The following is a 16170-nucleotide window of genomic DNA, read 5'->3' as shown; positions in this document are numbered from 1 at the left end:
CCCCCTCATCGTGTTGCAATCACAGGTACATAATCTCCCTGTGAAATACCCTCTTTTTCTGAACGAATCTCAACAATTCCATCGCTTTTTACTAATGTCATAATCAAACCTGATTTCCCAATGATAGGATCTGCCCACCATTCTCCTTCTTTTTCAAACAAACGAACACGAATATAGTCAGAGCGGCCCGGTGCCGAAGGAATATTTTTAGTAATCCTTGCAAAAATTCGATCTGGTTTTTTGTCGATTTTTTCGCCTTTTAACTTTCGAAGTATCTTTTCGCCAAAAAGCATGAAGATAATCATTGCAGAGGCTGGGTGACCTGGCAAGCCAATAACAGGTTTTCCATTTGCCATCGCAAGGATTGTAGGTTTTCCAGGTTTAATAGAAATACCATGGACAAAAACACCTGGCGAACCTAAGGATTGAATCACATCTGTGGTATAATCCTTTGCCCCGACTGAGCTTCCTCCAGAGAGAATTAAACAATCAACCTGATCATAAAGGTTTTGTGCTTTTTGCTGAAACTCTTGAAAGTCATCCTTCACGATTCCACCGTAAACAACCTCAACATTCCATTGTTTTGCGAGGCTGGCAATCGTCAAATAGTTAATATCACGGATTTGTCCTTCTAAAAGTTTTTCAGTTTGATAGGGAACAATTTCATCACCAGAGGATAGATAACCCACCTTAAGCTTGCGATAGACCGTAACACGACTAATTCCAAGCGAAGCGATTGCACCTAACTCCTGAGGTCTTAGGATCGTCCCTTCCGGAAGAACAACTTCCCCTTCGCGGATGTCTTCACCTGCGCGAATAATGTTCTCACCAGGAGCCACTGACCTATAGGTATTTAACAGACCATCATGGTCTTCACAATGCTCAATCATGATAACGCTGTCACTGCCTGGAGGAATCATTCCGCCGGTTGGCACGTAGACTGCCTCCCCCTGTCCTAGATGGATTCCGGCACTCTCACCCATTCGTACTTCACCGACTACCGTTAAAAACCCGGGCATCGAGTCAGATGAACCATAAGTGTCTTTTGCCTTAACGGCATATCCATCAACGGTTGAACGGTCAAAACCCGGAATATTTTCCTTTGCTGTGACGCACGCAGCGGTTATATAATGGAGAGCCTCTTCAAGGGAGCGCTCCTCCGTATCTTTTATAGCTGGTATATTCTCTTCGATCATTACGAAGGTTTCTTCGACTGTTTTCACCTTGAAAAATTGCACTGTGCCTTACATCCTTCCTTTATCGTCAGCTTCTGAGCCACCGTTTTGCGTCCTCATACTCATGCGGGTGATTCATATTGAAAAAGACACGCTCCATATCAATGCTGCTATAGAGTTCTAGATCTTTTTCCGTTACATAAAGGACGTTTAAATGCTCGAGCAGATGTTTTATTGGAAGACGTCCATTTTCAATACATTCTTCAATTTTATTTACCGTCTTCTTTTGAAAAACTGCACAAAGGGTTTGCATTTTTCCATTAATCACTGGTACTACGGCATCATAATGGTCAATTTGATTCACAAGCTTTGAAGCAAGTTCTCCTGAAATAAAAGGCATATCACACGCTACAATGAAATTCACATCATAATCTGAGGCAATTAGGCCAGCATGAAAGCCTGCCAGCGGTCCGTTTCCAGGATAGTGATCGGACACCATTTTTACCCCTAAGAAATGATAGGAATCCATATCATTGGTAACAAGAATAATGTCATCAAAGTAGACTTTAAGAATATCAACCATTCTTTCTATCGTTGTTTTTTCATTAAGTTTTAGGAGAGCCTTGTTCGTGCCCATTCTACTAGATTTTCCACCTGATAAAATAATAGCCGCAGCTTTCATGAATAGCGCACCTTCTTAATTTGTTTGTTTGATTTCGCCCACTACTTGATAGCCTTGCTCTTGGGCTACGAAGTCTAGGTGAATCGTATTTAAGTCCAGCATGGCAGGTGACGGCTTGCTGAGATATTGTCTTGTATCTATCACTTTAATATATCCTGTACACTTTTCGCAAACCTGAATTTGCGAGGAAGCGTCGCCTTCAATGGTCAAGTACAGAATGGTTTTGTGATCATCGTTACCGCAATGTGCACATTCAATTCGTTTTGCACTCCAATGAGCAAGGCAGCGAGGACACGTCATCACTTTTTTTCCTTCATTTTCAAGAACAGCAAGTCTAGCAGGTTCACCACAAACAGGACAGCCTGCACCAGGAACAGCGTGAGTGATTTCGTGCTGGATCTTTTCTGCTGTAACCTGTAAATAGGGTCTTAATGCTGTTTCGGCAAGAAATTGCGGAATCCATTCCTCTAGTCCATTTTCCTCAGCGAAACCTGCAAAATACTCACTGTTAAACGAGAAGGCTTCATCAATCCAGCGGATCGCTGTTTCTTCGTTTAATAGTGATCTAACTTCAGCAAGCTTTGACTCGAGCTCAGGGTGGTTTTGGGTTAAAAGTACATTTATCTCCTCTATCCACTGTAGGAATAGTGAAATTTCGAAATTAATAGACGCTAATGCAGCTGCTGGCACTCCTGCTAACATTGCTGCTTTATCTAGTTTTGGAATGATGGCTTCTGGATTTATACTCTTTTTCCAATTCTCCTGAAGAGCCAAAATATCCTGCTGTAAATTCTGATATTCTTTCGAAACAACAGATTTTTTCATTGCGTTGCACCTCTTTTGATTTTATAAATCAAGGCTGCCTTGTTACAGACAGCCATTTTGAGTATTTACGTTCATACAGGCTGATGATTTAACTTACGCGCCTTTTTTCTTTTTCTTGTCAGGACTGGTTGGTTTATGCGGGTCGTCTAGCTTAGGGAATTTGCCCTTTTTAACTTCTTCCTCATACCATTCTGTATAGTGCTCATGAGCCCACCACGCAGGTACTTCACCTGTGATAACACCGGTATAACCTGGTTTGGAGTTTTTGTGTATAACAGATAGATAAATGTGTCCGACCACTACCGCAATCGCTAGGCCGAAACCGACGTTGTGTAATAAATATCCCCACTGAACAACCGCTCTTGGGAAGAATTCAGGGAACCACATTGGGAAGCCTGAACCAATGATTAGTATTGCTGTGAAAATTTGAATGATTGAGTTAATCTTCTCACCAGCGTTAAAGAATGTTTGCTTTACATGCTTGAAATTAAAACCGAAAAGCTCCTTAACAAACTCTGTAAAGAACTCTAGGTCACGTTTCTTCCAGGTAACAAGTTCTTTAATCCAAAGCTTAAAGCCCTTAAAGTCAAAAATAACCCAGATAAACGTTGGTGTAATAAACGCTACGGCAAAAATTCTGTGAAGGAGACGTGCACCTTCTGGTCCGCCAAGCACGGGGTATAACCAGTCAAAAAACTCTGTGTACATTGGCAAAGCTGTGATATAGAGGGCGATAAATGAAATCGCATTAACTGCATGCGCCCAGACAAAAGCCTTCGAAAAACGTTTTACCTTTACTGTCGACTTTTGAGGTTTACTCATGGTGCTCACCTCCGTCTTCGTTTTTACCATTCTTCTTCTTACTAATAATTGTGTTGGTTATGAAGGCTCCTACAACAGCCATCGTGGTAGCACCGATCATCATTTTACCAATTGGCTGTGCATAATCTTTCCAAACCACAGCGGATGTTGGAACTTTAGGGTTTTCAGGTAATCCGTATACAGATGGCTTTTCCGCAAGCACATAAACAGTGTGTGTTCCGCCAACACCTTGTGGGTTATAAACCATTGCGTTAGGATAACGGTCTTTAATCTGTTTCACACGCTCTTCTGCCTTTTGAATCATTGCAGCTTTGTCGCCAAACTGCATTGCACCTGTATGACAAGTTGTTACACAAGCAGGCTGTAAGCCTTCTTCAAGACGATCAGTACACATGGTGCATTTATTTGCCTTTCTGTACTTATCACCATTTTTATCAACATATTCCTTAAGGGAAATAACTTCAAATGGACAGTTATTTACACAATAGCCACAGCCAACACATTTTTCATGGTCGATAACAACTGTGCCAAAATCAGTGTAGCTAATTGCATCTTCAGGGCAGACCTTTTCACAAGCCGCTTCGTACAATGGAAGCATGCGGAGTGACGGAAAAGATAGTCAAGACCGCCCTTAGAGTTTTCGTGTTCGATATATTGCAACACATTCCAAGTATCAGCAGTTGTTTTTGTATGTGATTGAGCGCTTCCGAGGAAATCTTGTGGTTCTGCCGGAAGGTCATTCCAGTTTTTACAAGCAACCATACAAGCACGACAGCCATCACATTTGGTTACGTCGACAAATTTTACATATTCAGTAGCCATTGTTAAGCCCTCCTTACGTCACAGAGGAATGCCTTATATTCAGGAATTGTTGTATTTGCATCCCCGATATGAGGTGTCAGGCGATTAGCTGTTTCCCCAGTTGCGATTCCTTTATAACCAAAATGCCAAGGCATTCCGATTTGATGAACGTTTTTGCCATTAATCTTATGAGGCTTAAAGCGCTTCGTTACCATTGCATAAGCTTTTACCTCGCCGCGTGCGGAGCTGACAATGACTTCGTCTTTATTTTTAATGCCCTTTTCTTTTGCTAACTCTTCGCTCATTTCGATATACATATAAGGAACTAGTTCTGATAACCATGCTTGGTTACGTGTCATCGTTCCGGACTGCCAATGCTCACTTACCCGGTAGGTTGTTGCCACGATCGGGAAATCTGCCTTAAAGCCGCGCTCATTGAATTTACCATCAAATATTTGTATAGCTGGGTTAATTTCTTGGCTAGAGAACGGATTCTGTACTGGGCTTTCAAATGGCTCATAGTGTTCAGGGAAAGGACCATCATTTAATGTTGGAGCATATACACCGCCAACACCATCGTTCATCATAATGAATGGATCTTCGAAGCCAGCATCACCAGGCTTTCGCGTCGCCACAAAGTCAGGTACGTCCACTCCAGTCCATTTGCCTTGTACCGCGTCATACCACACAACGGCTTTTTCTTTGTTATATGGCACACCACTTGGATCGCATGATGCGCGATTATAAAGGATACGACGGTTCATTGGCCAAGCATACGACCAGTTTAGATATAAACTCATTCCCGTATCTTTCTTGTCACGGTTTTTCGCACGGTTCTTTCCTTCTTCAGGGTAGAATCCGCAATAAATCCAGTTGCCTGAACATGTTGATCCATCATCCTTTAGATTTCCAAAACCTGCGATTAGTTTTCCTGTATTGACATCGTATCCGTTAATTTCTTTACATACTAAGTCGATATCAGGATGGTGTCCCTCACCATAATTCCAGTAAAGAGCATTGATTGGTTCAGCTTTAGGACCTGATTCATTTTTATATAAACCTTTAATTCTAGTTGCAAGCTCATGGATAATTTCTAAATCTGCCTTTGATTCACCAAGCGGCTTAATTGACTGCCAGCGATACTGCATCCAACGAGCACTGTTTGATATGCTTCCTTCTTTTTCATATGAAGAACATGCTGGCAGTAAGAAGACTTCGGTATTAATCTTAGCTGGATTGCTTCCTGCTTCTGTTTGCCAGAAAGCTGATGTCTCTGTTTCCCAAAGATCAACGGCTACTAACCATTTTAAATTAGAAAGAGCTTCTTTTTCTTTACCAGCATTCGGACCGCCGACTACCGGATTGGTTCCAAATAGGAATGCTCCCTCCAATGTGCCATCATACATTGCTTTAAACAAGTTCATGTGTGAGTAATTTTTATTGCCCTTTGGCAGGTATTGGTAAGCGAATTCATTTGCAGCCGTAGCATTTGGTCCATACCAAGCTTTTAATAAGCTGACAATGAACTTAGGTTTATTGCTCCAGTAGCCTGTTTTTGGTGTTTCTTTTTCTAAGTGTCCTGCTAAATTAGCATTTAAAGGATCTGTAGAAGTCGGTGCATTCAAGTAACCTGTCAAGTTACCATATAACAATCCAAAGTCTGTTGATCCTTGAACGTTAGACTCACCACGCATTGCGTTAACTCCACCGCCAGGCAGACCAATGTTACCTAGTAGAAGTTGAATCATTGCAAACGCACGAACGTTTTGAGTACCAACTGTATGCTGGGTTGTTCCCATTGCGTACATGATTGTTCCTGCTTTACCAACTTGACCTGTAGCACAGAACGCTTTATATACTTTTAATAAGTCTTCTTTTGGTGTTCCCGTAACTTTTACAACTGTGTCAACATCATAGCGAGAATAATGCTTCTTCATTAATTGGAAAACAGACCTTGGATGCTCTAAGCTGAAATCTTTTACTAGATTTCCTTCCGTGTCTTTTTCAAAAGCCCACTGTGTTTTATCATAGGAGCGCTTGTCTGCGTTATATCCTGAAAATAAGCCATCTTCAAATTTAAAGCTTTCTTTTACAATAAAGCTAGCGTTTGTATATTTAGCAACATACTCTTTGTGGTAAAGATTATTATCAAGCGCATATTTGATCATCCCGCCAATAAACGGAATATCTGTTCCAGAGCGTAATGGTGCATAAATATCTGACATTGACGATGTTCTTGTGTAACGAGGGTCAACGCTTATTATTTTTCCGCCATTCTCTTTTGCTTTTGTTAACCATCTAAAGCTGATTGGATGGTTCTCAGCAGGGTTTGCGCCCATAATCAACGCACAATCGGTATATTGCACATCATTCCAACTGTTAGTCATTGCTCCACGACCAAATGAAGGTGCCAGACCGGCAACCGTTGAACTATGTCATATTCGTGCCTGGTGCTCTAAATAGGTTACACCAAGCCCTCTCATCATTTTAGCAAGCAGGTAAGTCTCTTCATTATCAAGAGCTGCTCCGCCAAGGCTCGCAATGGCCTCGGTCTTATTCACTGTCATGCCGTCTTCACTTACAACAAAAGATTTGTCACGTGTTTCTTTTGTACGCTTGGCAATGGTTTCATACATCCATTCCCAGTCTTTTTCTACCCATTTATCACTGCCTGGTGCACGATAAAGTGGTTTTTTAATGCGTTTTTCAGAGGTGTATAATTGTCTGATAGTTGTACCCTTGCTGCATAGCTTTCCTTCGTTAATTGGGTTATCCGGATCCCCTTCCGTATAAACCACTGTGTTGTCCTTTGTATGGACTAAAATTCCACAGCCAACGCCGCAAAAGCAGCAAATGGTTGGTGTAACAGTTGATTTGGCGATTTTAAATTCTTTTGTGCTGGCATGAGCTTTTTTCTCATTGAAGCCTAGCTCAACTACTGCAAGAGTGACAGCAGTAGCACCAGACAACTTTAAGAATTGCCGGCGGTTTAAGTTGATTTCAACCATTTTTCTATCTCCTTCCCATAAATTGAATAGAACATCCCATTTTTCTCTAATTTAAAAACTATTCCTGAATACTCCTGGTAACAAAAATCGTAACAAAGCATAACATTTCCTTATTTATTACCAGGCTTCACCTCCCTTACTAGATTTTTATAACCAATATATTTTAGAAAAGCGCCATATTAAAGAAAGTCTTGAAAGACCATATCCTTTCAAAATCTTTCCTGCATTTTACATTGGTTCTTTTTTGGATAGAGCGCTGTGATATATGCCAGATAGGTTTCACCATTCCGTTTTGTATATTTAACAAAATCCCGGTGATGAAAACCATTTGCAGATTCTATTTTTTTACTGGACCGTTTTCTCATTGGTTTTATGGTCCAATTTTTCAGTTCACATTGATCAGGCTTCACCTTTAAATGACAAATAACAATCCCATCATTTGCATGCGACTTATCAATGCTCCAATCAATCCGTTTATTAGCTGTGTCCCCTCCTGTTGTAAGGGATAAGGGAGCTATTTTTTTCAACTCATTTTGGACATAGGATTTTCCTTGCATGACATGCATGGCATCGGTATATTGGATTTTTCTGCCCTTTATTTTTTTAAGGAACCTTTCACTATGTTTTAACTCATCACTGGTTACATGGTCATGACATGTTGTACAAAGGGTTATTAGATTATGAATAGAGTCACCACCATTTAATCGTCTTGGAATAATATGGTGAACTTCCATTCTCGTGTTTGTCATTCCACAATCCTGACAACAGTTATGGTCGCGAAGCACTACTGCTTTTCGAATGTTTTCATCCAATCTATTGCTTTGTTGATATTCCCATTTGTAGGGTTTATGACCCTTTTCCAATGCACGGATATCGATTAAGACATCCTCCAAAGAAATATGATCGATTCGGATCCATTTATGGAGCTGGTTAACAACTCGTAAAATAGAATCTTTCTTTTGCCTAATACTAGGGGCAAGCCGTCCTTCGTTTTTAGAAGCTAACCGGTTATTAAACCTTGCTGACCGGTACTTTTTGTGAAATCTTCTGTAGTGTCGATATCCTCTTCTTACCGTCATTTTAACTTTCACATCTATTCGAAGGCCAATCGTTCCTTTGAAAAGGGGTTTATTTTTTCTCTTACATTCTTGTACCAAAGCGATTCCTACAAACTTCGAACCATCGTCAATTCCCAGATGAACGGGTGTCGAATTGATTTCGTCAACAGGGATTACCTTTTTCAGTTGGATAACCATTGGGAATTTGTTTTTCAAAATCGCTTTTTGTTTACGAATTAAGTACCATGCTCGGTTTTCTTTTGTTGGAGATAATCTGTTGCCTTGAGCATCTAACACAAAACAATAGGTCATTTCTGACCAGCCTCCATTACGGGTATTTTCCCCCTTGCCAAAGTCAATGGACAGGACATGCCATTTTGGTGTTTGGTTTCCAAACCCTAGGAAACGGTCTTCCTCATTGCTAACAGAGCTACGGACTGGCGATCACATCCGCAGGTGTTACTTTACCTTATCCACTAACGTAGTTCATCGCGCTATTTCCTTTTCAGGAAACTACACTCACTGAGGCTAGAGAGCACGAACCTGTCACATACAAAATGATTGGGTTCCATTTTAATATGATTTAGATGAATTTGTTATGATTTTTCTTTAACAGATTCGAGCTCCTTTCAATGCATCTCTACAGCGGGTATTTCCAATAAATCATTTTCAACTCGGCCAGTTGAGGTATAAATATTAGCCATTTTCCCTCGTAAATAACCAATTACCTCTATATTTAAGTATTTTGCCAGTTGAACAGCCTGCTTGGTGGCTGCCGTTCTTGACCCAATAACAGGAAAGCCAAATTTCGCTGCTTTGGAGAGCATTTCATATGAAACCCTTCCGGTTGTTAATAAAACTAACCGTTCAGGCTGCAAACCCATTCGTATGGTGTGGCCAATGATCTTATCGACTGCATTGTGCCGCCCAATGTCTTCACGGACGGTGATATTGCCTGCCTCATCAACGATACAAGCCCCATGCATCCCGCCAGTTTCCAAATAAAACGATGAATTTTGAGCAAATTCACTTCGTTTTTTTAATAAGTAACTCAATTTATAGCTGTGTTCAGAAGACACTTTTTGAAAATTTTTCACGTCGGTCATCGAGAAAAATGTCACTCCTCGGCCACATCCTGCTGTATAGTGCTTCTTCTTCTTAAACAGCTCTTCTTCATTAAAGCCATTCAGAAGTGAAACATTAATGGTACCCATTTCCTCATTTATGCTAATGGATCCAACCTCACTCGCTCGGTGAATAAATCCTTCAGAAAACAAATAACCATAAGCCCAATCCTCTAAATCATGTTTCGTTAGCTGAAATACGGCAATCTCATACCCGTTTAACACTAGGGTAATGGGATATTCATCCGGACATCCTTTGCGGTACATTGTTTTCTCTCCTCTCAGGCATGGCGTTTCAATTGTAATAATGTTACCGAGCGTTCTCAGCGACATTTATCACAACACACGCAGTTCAAAGTGAATTAGCTAGGCAATTTAGATTTATAATAGATATCGTTGCTTTAATCTCAGGGCTTTGACGATTATCGGTAGACTTTGTGTCAGATTATCGAATTTTCACCCTACTCAATTGCGTTAGCACTATGTACTGATTGTTAAACCAAAATTTGTAAGCGATTCCATTTAAAAAAGTGTATCTTTAGTACTATCGTACGATGAGTCCTTTTTCTCTGAAGTAAGATTTATCACATAAAACGATTTAATTAGGGTAAATACGGTCAATTGTCATTTTTCTGACAAAATCAGAGCATTTGTAAAAATTCTGCTATATTTTCTAGTTTGTTTTATAATAGGAATAAGTGAAAAAATCACCAACTCGTTTTTTAGGAGGAGTACATATGACAATCAAAAAGGTTATGACAATTGCTGGTTCAGATACGAGCGGGGGTGCTGGAATCCAAGCCGATATCAAAACATTTCAAGAGCTCGGAGTTTATGGGATGACAGCACTGACAACCATCGTTACGATGGATCCAAAGGATTGGCACCACAGTGTGTTTCCTATTTCAGTTGAAACTCTAAAACCACAAATTGATACCGTCCTATCTGTAGGAATTGACGCAATGAAAACAGGGATGCTCGGTACAGTTGAGATTATTGAGTTAGTAGCAAAGGTTATCGATGAACATAAATTAGAGCGCGTCGTCATCGACCCTGTTATGGTTTGTAAGGGCGAGGATGAGGTATTAAATCCAGAAACAACCGACGCTATGCGCGAACTCTTATTGCCACGTGCTTTAGTTGTGACACCGAACCTGTTCGAAGCAGGTCAATTAGCTCAAACAGGCCCGGTTAAAACGTTAGAGCAGATGAAAGAAGCTGCTGTAAAAATACACGATTTAGGTGCGAAGTATGTTGTCATTAAAGGCGGCAGCAAGCTTTTAACAGAGGAAAAGTCAATTGACCTTTTATATGATGGCAAAGACTTTACAATATTTGAATCTGAGAAAGTGGAAACAAACTTTACACATGGAGCAGGCTGTACATTCTCGTCTGCCATTACTGCAGAGCTTGCTAAAGGTCGTTCAGTTGTTGAGGCGGTCGAGGTGGCAAAGGACTTCATCTCCGCTGCTATCAGCCAGGGCTTCCGCTTAAATGAATTTGTCGGACCTACTTGGCATGGTGCCTACCGCGGTGCAAAAACTGAATACTGCACAGATTGTTAATCATACAAAAACAGAGTCGGACATTGAGTTCGACTCTGTTTTTGGCTGTGTTAATGAATACTAATGATTTTAGAACCTGTTGATTGGAGCGGAAGGCGCTCGACTCCTGCGTGATGAACGAGCTGAGTGAGACCCCACAGGTCGGAACGACCGAGGAGGCTCACGGGCGAGCCCGCGGAAAGCGTAGCGCCTGGAGCGCAAATCAACAGCCTAATTTAACACAGCCTTTTTAAAGCAAGGATTTCGCTTTTTCATTGTGATTTTAGTATGATAGTTACATTATTAATTTACATACCTTGCACAGGGAAAGGAGAAAGAATTATGGAACCAATTAAGGATTATCGTCAGGTTCAAGAAGCGATTAACGCATTCGCGAATCAGGATGTGTATATTCACCTGGAAACAACCAATGGTGCCTATGCATCTCATCATGATCAAACTTTCTTTTCAGCAGGTGCCTATATCCGTAACGCATTAGTACGATACGAAATTGGGAAAATCACTGGAAATGATCCCTATCGTGTTGGTTTAAAAATAAATCTTGGCTGGATTTACGCAGAAGGTCTTACTCATTTTGAAGTGGATGAGCAAAACCGTTTGCTCCTAGCCGGTCATGATAACAAAGGAAAACTCGCGGTCGCTCTTGAAATCAGCGCTACACCGTTTGAGTAAAGAAAGGAGGAGCCTATTATGGAAAAAGAACGTCATGTATTAGTCGTCTTTCCACATCCGGATGACGAAGCTTTTGGAGTGTCAGGAACCATTGCCACCCATGTACAAAACGGTACTCCTGTCACCTATGCCTGCTTAACCTTGGGAGAAATGGGACGCAACATGGGGAATCCCCCTTTTACCAATCGAGAAAATCTCCCGAAAATTAGAAAAGAAGAACTTAAGGCTGCCGCCGCGGCATTAGGTATTCAAGATTTGCGAATGCTAGGATATCGTGATAAAACGGTGGAGTTTGAAGACGATGAAAAACTAGCGAAAGCGATGTTGTCGTTGATTAATGAAGTAAATCCATCACTGATCATTACTTTTTATCCAGGATACTCCGTTCACCCTGACCATGACGCCACCGGTGCGGCGGTTGTGAGGGCAGTTGAATCTTTACCTGCTGCTGCAAGACCTAAACTGCACTGTGTTGCTTTTTCAAATAATTGCGTGGAAGAGCTCGGTGAGGCCGACATTGTCCATAACATTAGCGCTGTTGCCGATAAAAAGCTCGCAGCGATTCAAGCCCATCGTTCCCAGACGGAGCAAATGTTTGGCGACGTGACTGAGAAGTTAAAGAACCAAGACCCGCAAATGATGGTCTGGATCAACAACGAACGGTTTTGGACATACAAATTTGATAAGTAAATTGAGTTCCCTTAAGAACCGTTATTAAGGACAAATCCTTATCTGACTCGTCTGAAATTTGTCCTCAAGATCCCTTATTGAGGACAAATCTCTTACTGGCTCATCTAAGTTTTGTCCCTAAGAGCCCTTATTGAGGACAAATCCCTTACTGGCTCATCTAAGTTTTGTCCTCAAGATCCCATATTGAGGACAAATCTCTTACTGGCTCATCTAAGTTTTGTCCTCAAGATCCCATATTGAGGACAAATCTCTTACTGGCTCATCTAAGTTTTGTCCCCAAGAGCCCTTATTGAGGACAAATCTCTTACTGGCTCATCTAAGTTTTGTCCTCAAGAGCACTCATTGAGGACAAATCTCTTGCGGTTTCATCAAGTTTGTCCTTAAGAAACTTACTAGCACAGAAAACCCTTCGCGCACTGGCGAAGGGTTTTCTTAATAGGTGGTATTCATCAAAGCACAGAGCCGGCACATATCAAGGATGATAATTTTCCGTGATTTCATTTCGATGATTCCTTCTTTTTTTAATTTCGAAAAAACCCGGCTTACACTCTCCCTCGTCGTTCCTACCACAGTTGCAAATTCTTGTATCGTCAACGGGATTTCAATGTTCCACCTCGAGGCAGAGGTATTAAATTTATTTCCTAAGCGCTCTAACGTCTTTACTGTTTTCGCATAAACATCTAACAGCGCAACATCCCTTAAGGTTGACGTCATCTCGCGCAGCGAATCACTCATGTATTGGATCATTTGGACAGCTAACTCTGGATATTCATGAAGCCCCTTCTCTAATTCCATTTTATCTAGAAAGAAAAGCTGGCCATCTTGGAGCATAGTAGCTGTCGCTGGGTACATCAAAGAGGTTTTAGAAAATAAACAAGCTTCTGCAAACACATCACCCTTTTGCTTCATACAAACAATGATCTCATTTCCGCTTTCATCTCGTTTCGTTAGCTTTACCGCGCCTGCATGAATAAAAAATACTCCCTTGGCCAATTCATCCTCACAAATCACCTGATCTCCTTTTTTAATGGTTAACGTCTGAATACGATTAGCAATAAGCCGCAGGGATTTTGCAGATAAATCTTTAAAAATGACGATTTTTCGTAAGAAGTCCTCGATTTTCAGCTCTCTTACTCTTCCTAATGGCTGTTCCTCTAAAGCATGTGAGGGATTCATTCTCCCCCTCCTCTCTCTAATTTATGTTTCCTCCCATTCTATTAAAAAAAATCACAACTCGAAGTGATTATCTTCACAAAACGTTCAATTTTTAAAACACTTACATATCAATACCCTTCACAAAACGTTCAAATTTAAACAAGAAACAGTGAAGTTTATCACAAAATTACACATGAAATCCGATTAGGATGAAGTTGTTGAATAGACAGAAGGAGGGGGAAGTATGAATAAGGCAATTATTAGCTTTGCGATTAGCTTAGTCATTGGTTTTGGTCTTGGATACTTGGTATTTGGTGTCATCATGGGCGATTCAGATAAACAGCCTCAGATCGCTCAAACAGAACCAACAGATGCAACTAGCACAACAGAAAAGCAAGAAACAGAGGCAGTAAAGGAAACGGCTTCCGTAGATGAAGCAAATATACTCAACAGTAAAGGATGTCTAGGCTGTCACGCAGTGGATGCACTCGGTTTAGAAGGTGGAGCAACAGGACCTGACCTTTCAAAAGCCTTTACAGATGTTGAAGGAAAGCATGGAAAGCCGATTGAAGAATTCTTAAAAGAGCCAACATCAGCGGTTATGTCCGGCGTTATCGGCGGTAACCCATTAACAGATGAAGAACGCACGCAAGTGTTAGATATGTTAAAACAAGCTTCTGAAAAATAAAAAGGTGGTGTTATAGATGAAGAAATGGATTCCAATTGCCTCTGGTTTACTAGCAGGTTTTGTCGCAGCAACGATTTCCTTTGCCGATTTTTCTACTAGTACAAACAATCAAGCTGCTTCAGGCAGTACCAAAAGTGACGCAGAGAAAGTTTATGTTCCTTTCGGTGAAAAAGATGATTACTACTTATTCGCATCCGGTGGCCACTCTGGTCAAATGTTTATCTATGGTGTTCCTTCCATGCGTCATATCCGTACCGTACCCGTATTCTCACAGGACTCTGCAACAGGCTATGGATTTGACGAACATTCTAAAAAGATGATGGGCGGCTACACGTGGGGAGACCTTCATCATCCTGCATTCTCTGAAACAAAAGGTGACTATGACGGTAAATATATGTTTGCTACAGATGTCGGAAACAGCCGTGCTGCGGCAATGGATTTAGAAACGTTTACCGTTAAAGACATCATTAATGTTCCAAACACAAGCGGCCCGCACTGTGCGGCGTTCGTTACGGAAAATACCGAGTACATGTTCCTGCCAACACGTTTCGCGGTTCCCATCGGCTCTGATTACAAGCCTTTAGACGAATACAGCCAGCAGTACCGCGGTGTAATGTCAGCTGTAACGTTTGACCAAAACCAAGAAAAACTAAATATTGCCTACCAAGTCGCGCTTCCGCCATGGTCTTACGATTTATCAGATGCTGGTAAGAAAAGCTCTGCAGATTGGGCAGTTATGACAACCTACAACACAGAAGAAGCGACTACGAATCTAGAAATTAACGCCTCACAGGCAGACCGTGACTTCATTGTTCTTTTTAACTGGAAAGAGCTTGAGAAAATGGTCGCTGAAGGACAGTATGACGAAGTTACTGGTCAAAAAATGATCTTCCCTGAGAAGCATAAAGGCGGTATTTACCTTGTTCCTGTTGCGAAATCACCACATGGTGTCGACGTAACGCCTGATGGAAAACACTTTATTGCTTCTGGGAAACTTGCACCATCGATGACAGTTTTCTCTTTTGATAAAGCATTTGAAGCTGTGAAAAACCAAGACTTCTCCGGCGAACGTAACGGTATTCCAATCTTAAAATATGAATCTGTCATGGAAAGAGAGGTTAACCCTGAAAACGCACTTGGACCGCTTCACACTCAATTTGATGATAAAGGAATGGCTTACACAACAATGTTCATTTCTTCTGAAATCGTGAAATGGGATCCAAAAACAGGAGAAACGTTAGACCGTATTCCCGTTCAATATTCACCGGGACACTCTGTAGCAGCTGAAGGTGATACAGTTTCACCTGATGGAAAGTGGCTGATTGCTTTGAACAAAATTGCAAAAGACAGCTATCTATCCGTTGGACCTTCACATCCCGAGTCCATGCAGCTGATTGATATCAACGGCAAAATGAAGGTTATTCAATCTTCACCTGTAAACCCCGAGCCGCACTACGCTCAAATCATTAAAGCAGATAAGATTAAAACGATTGAAGTTTATCCAAAGGACGAAAACAATAAGCTTGCGACTTATAAGCAAGAAGACGCTAAGATTGTCCGCAATGGAAATGAAGTTCATGTCTACGGTATCGCCATGCGGTCGAAATTTATCTTTGACGCCAAAGCAAAACGTCCTGATGTGATTGAAGTCAATCAAGGAGATAAGGTGTTTATCCACTTAACGAATACGGATTTTGATGAGGATATTACCCACGGATTTGCCATCAACAGCTATAACTTAAACATGGAAGTTCAGCCTGGCCAAACGAATACGCTGGAATTTACTGCAGACAAAGCAGGTACATTCCCGCTTTACTGTACTAACTTCTGTTCAGCACTGCACCAAGAAATGACTGGCTACTTCCTTGTTAAACCAAAGAACTAAAAAGATGGTAAGGGTATCAA

Annotated in this window: 14 protein-coding genes and 1 pseudogene; 5 read left to right on the top strand and 10 right to left on the bottom strand. The window is 41.2% G+C overall.

What is annotated here, in order from left to right:
• Positions 1–5 precede the first annotated feature (5 nt).
• The 9 genes and pseudogenes from glp to fdhD all read right to left on the bottom strand — a co-directional run bounded on the left by glp (position 6) and on the right by fdhD (position 9762).
• Positions 6–1238 carry a gephyrin-like molybdotransferase Glp gene (gene glp, locus QFZ31_RS21330; RefSeq protein WP_307306640.1) on the bottom strand — a complete coding sequence of 411 codons (1233 nt, stop codon included), beginning with the start codon at positions 1236–1238 and terminating at the stop codon, positions 6–8.
• A 25-nt stretch (positions 1239–1263) separates the two neighbouring features.
• A complete protein-coding gene (locus tag QFZ31_RS21325; RefSeq protein ID WP_307306638.1) occupies positions 1264–1857 on the bottom strand; it encodes a molybdenum cofactor guanylyltransferase in 594 nt (197 codons plus the stop codon).
• A gap of 15 nt (positions 1858–1872) precedes the next feature.
• Positions 1873–2685, bottom strand: a pseudogene (locus QFZ31_RS21320) (formate dehydrogenase accessory protein FdhE); the annotation flags it as partial.
• A 90-nt stretch (positions 2686–2775) separates the two neighbouring features.
• A complete protein-coding gene (locus QFZ31_RS21315; RefSeq protein ID WP_307306635.1) occupies positions 2776–3504 on the bottom strand; it encodes a formate dehydrogenase subunit gamma in 729 nt (242 codons plus the stop codon).
• A complete protein-coding gene (locus QFZ31_RS21310) occupies positions 3497–4093 on the bottom strand; it encodes a 4Fe-4S dicluster domain-containing protein (protein ID WP_307306633.1) in 597 nt (198 codons plus the stop codon). The genes QFZ31_RS21315 and QFZ31_RS21310 overlap by 8 nt, the downstream gene beginning before the upstream one ends.
• Positions 3982–4326, bottom strand: coding sequence for a hypothetical protein (locus tag QFZ31_RS21305; protein ID WP_307306631.1), 345 nt, complete (start codon positions 4324–4326; stop codon positions 3982–3984). Before QFZ31_RS21305 ends, QFZ31_RS21310 begins: the two co-directional genes overlap by 112 nt.
• Positions 4327–4328: 2 nt before the next feature.
• Complete coding sequence (gene fdnG / locus QFZ31_RS21300; RefSeq protein WP_307311718.1) at positions 4329–7304, bottom strand: formate dehydrogenase-N subunit alpha; 2976 nt, start codon at positions 7302–7304, stop codon at positions 4329–4331.
• A gap of 218 nt (positions 7305–7522) precedes the next feature.
• On the bottom strand, positions 7523–8683 hold the full coding sequence (iscB, locus tag QFZ31_RS21295; protein ID WP_307306629.1) for an RNA-guided endonuclease IscB: 1161 nt from the start codon (positions 8681–8683) through the stop codon (positions 7523–7525).
• A gap of 317 nt (positions 8684–9000) precedes the next feature.
• Complete coding sequence (gene fdhD, locus QFZ31_RS21290) at positions 9001–9762, bottom strand: formate dehydrogenase accessory sulfurtransferase FdhD (RefSeq protein WP_307306626.1); 762 nt, start codon at positions 9760–9762, stop codon at positions 9001–9003.
• Positions 9763–10232: 470 nt separating this feature from the next.
• Between fdhD and pdxK the strand changes: the two genes are divergently transcribed.
• The 3 genes from pdxK (at position 10233) to bshB2 (ending at position 12422) form a co-directional block, all read left to right on the top strand.
• Positions 10233–11060 carry a pyridoxine/pyridoxal/pyridoxamine kinase gene (gene pdxK, locus QFZ31_RS21285; RefSeq protein ID WP_179598803.1) on the top strand — a complete coding sequence of 276 codons (828 nt, stop codon included), beginning with the start codon at positions 10233–10235 and terminating at the stop codon, positions 11058–11060.
• 321 nt (positions 11061–11381) lie between these two features.
• The gene (locus tag QFZ31_RS21280) at positions 11382–11732 is read left to right on the top strand and encodes a YojF family protein (RefSeq protein ID WP_179598805.1); all 351 of its coding nucleotides are present in this window, start codon (positions 11382–11384) and stop codon (positions 11730–11732) included.
• Between the two features lie 18 nt (positions 11733–11750).
• Positions 11751–12422: a bacillithiol biosynthesis deacetylase BshB2 gene (gene bshB2, locus QFZ31_RS21275; protein WP_307306624.1), complete on the top strand. Its 672-nt coding sequence runs from the start codon at positions 11751–11753 to the stop codon at positions 12420–12422.
• Positions 12423–12854: 432 nt separating this feature from the next.
• Here bshB2 and QFZ31_RS21270 read toward each other — a convergent pair whose 3' ends face one another.
• Complete coding sequence (locus QFZ31_RS21270; protein WP_307306621.1) at positions 12855–13598, bottom strand: Crp/Fnr family transcriptional regulator; 744 nt, start codon at positions 13596–13598, stop codon at positions 12855–12857.
• Between the two features lie 223 nt (positions 13599–13821).
• On the opposite strand from QFZ31_RS21270, the gene QFZ31_RS21265 reads away from it, so the two are divergent.
• Complete coding sequence (locus QFZ31_RS21265; RefSeq protein ID WP_307306619.1) at positions 13822–14265, top strand: cytochrome C; 444 nt, start codon at positions 13822–13824, stop codon at positions 14263–14265.
• A 16-nt stretch (positions 14266–14281) separates the two neighbouring features.
• A complete protein-coding gene (gene nosZ / locus QFZ31_RS21260) occupies positions 14282–16150 on the top strand; it encodes a Sec-dependent nitrous-oxide reductase (protein ID WP_307306617.1) in 1869 nt (622 codons plus the stop codon).
• Positions 16151–16170: the final 20 nt, after the last annotated feature.

The sequence above is a fragment of the Neobacillus niacini genome, assembly GCF_030817595.1.
GTDB lineage: Bacteria > Bacillota > Bacilli > Bacillales > Cytobacillaceae > Neobacillus > Neobacillus niacini_G.
Note: the sequence above shows the minus strand (reverse complement) of the source record. Positions and strands in the feature narration are given on the sequence as shown.

Coding starts and splice junctions, on each gene's coding strand:
- QFZ31_RS21325 (WP_307306638.1), bottom strand. CDS start 1,857: ATGAAAGCTGCGGCTATTATTTTATCAGGTGGAAAATCTAGTAGAATG.
- QFZ31_RS21315 (WP_307306635.1), bottom strand. CDS start 3,504: ATGAGTAAACCTCAAAAGTCGACAGTAAAGGTAAAACGTTTTTCGAAG.
- QFZ31_RS21305 (WP_307306631.1), bottom strand. CDS start 4,326: ATGGCTACTGAATATGTAAAATTTGTCGACGTAACCAAATGTGATGGC.
- iscB (WP_307306629.1), bottom strand. CDS start 8,683: ATGACCTATTGTTTTGTGTTAGATGCTCAAGGCAACAGATTATCTCCA.
- fdhD (WP_307306626.1), bottom strand. CDS start 9,762: ATGTACCGCAAAGGATGTCCGGATGAATATCCCATTACCCTAGTGTTA.
- pdxK (WP_179598803.1), top strand. CDS start 10,233: ATGACAATCAAAAAGGTTATGACAATTGCTGGTTCAGATACGAGCGGG.
- QFZ31_RS21280 (WP_179598805.1), top strand. CDS start 11,382: ATGGAACCAATTAAGGATTATCGTCAGGTTCAAGAAGCGATTAACGCA.
- bshB2 (WP_307306624.1), top strand. CDS start 11,751: ATGGAAAAAGAACGTCATGTATTAGTCGTCTTTCCACATCCGGATGAC.
- QFZ31_RS21270 (WP_307306621.1), bottom strand. CDS start 13,598: ATGAATCCCTCACATGCTTTAGAGGAACAGCCATTAGGAAGAGTAAGA.
- QFZ31_RS21265 (WP_307306619.1), top strand. CDS start 13,822: ATGAATAAGGCAATTATTAGCTTTGCGATTAGCTTAGTCATTGGTTTT.
- nosZ (WP_307306617.1), top strand. CDS start 14,282: ATGAAGAAATGGATTCCAATTGCCTCTGGTTTACTAGCAGGTTTTGTC.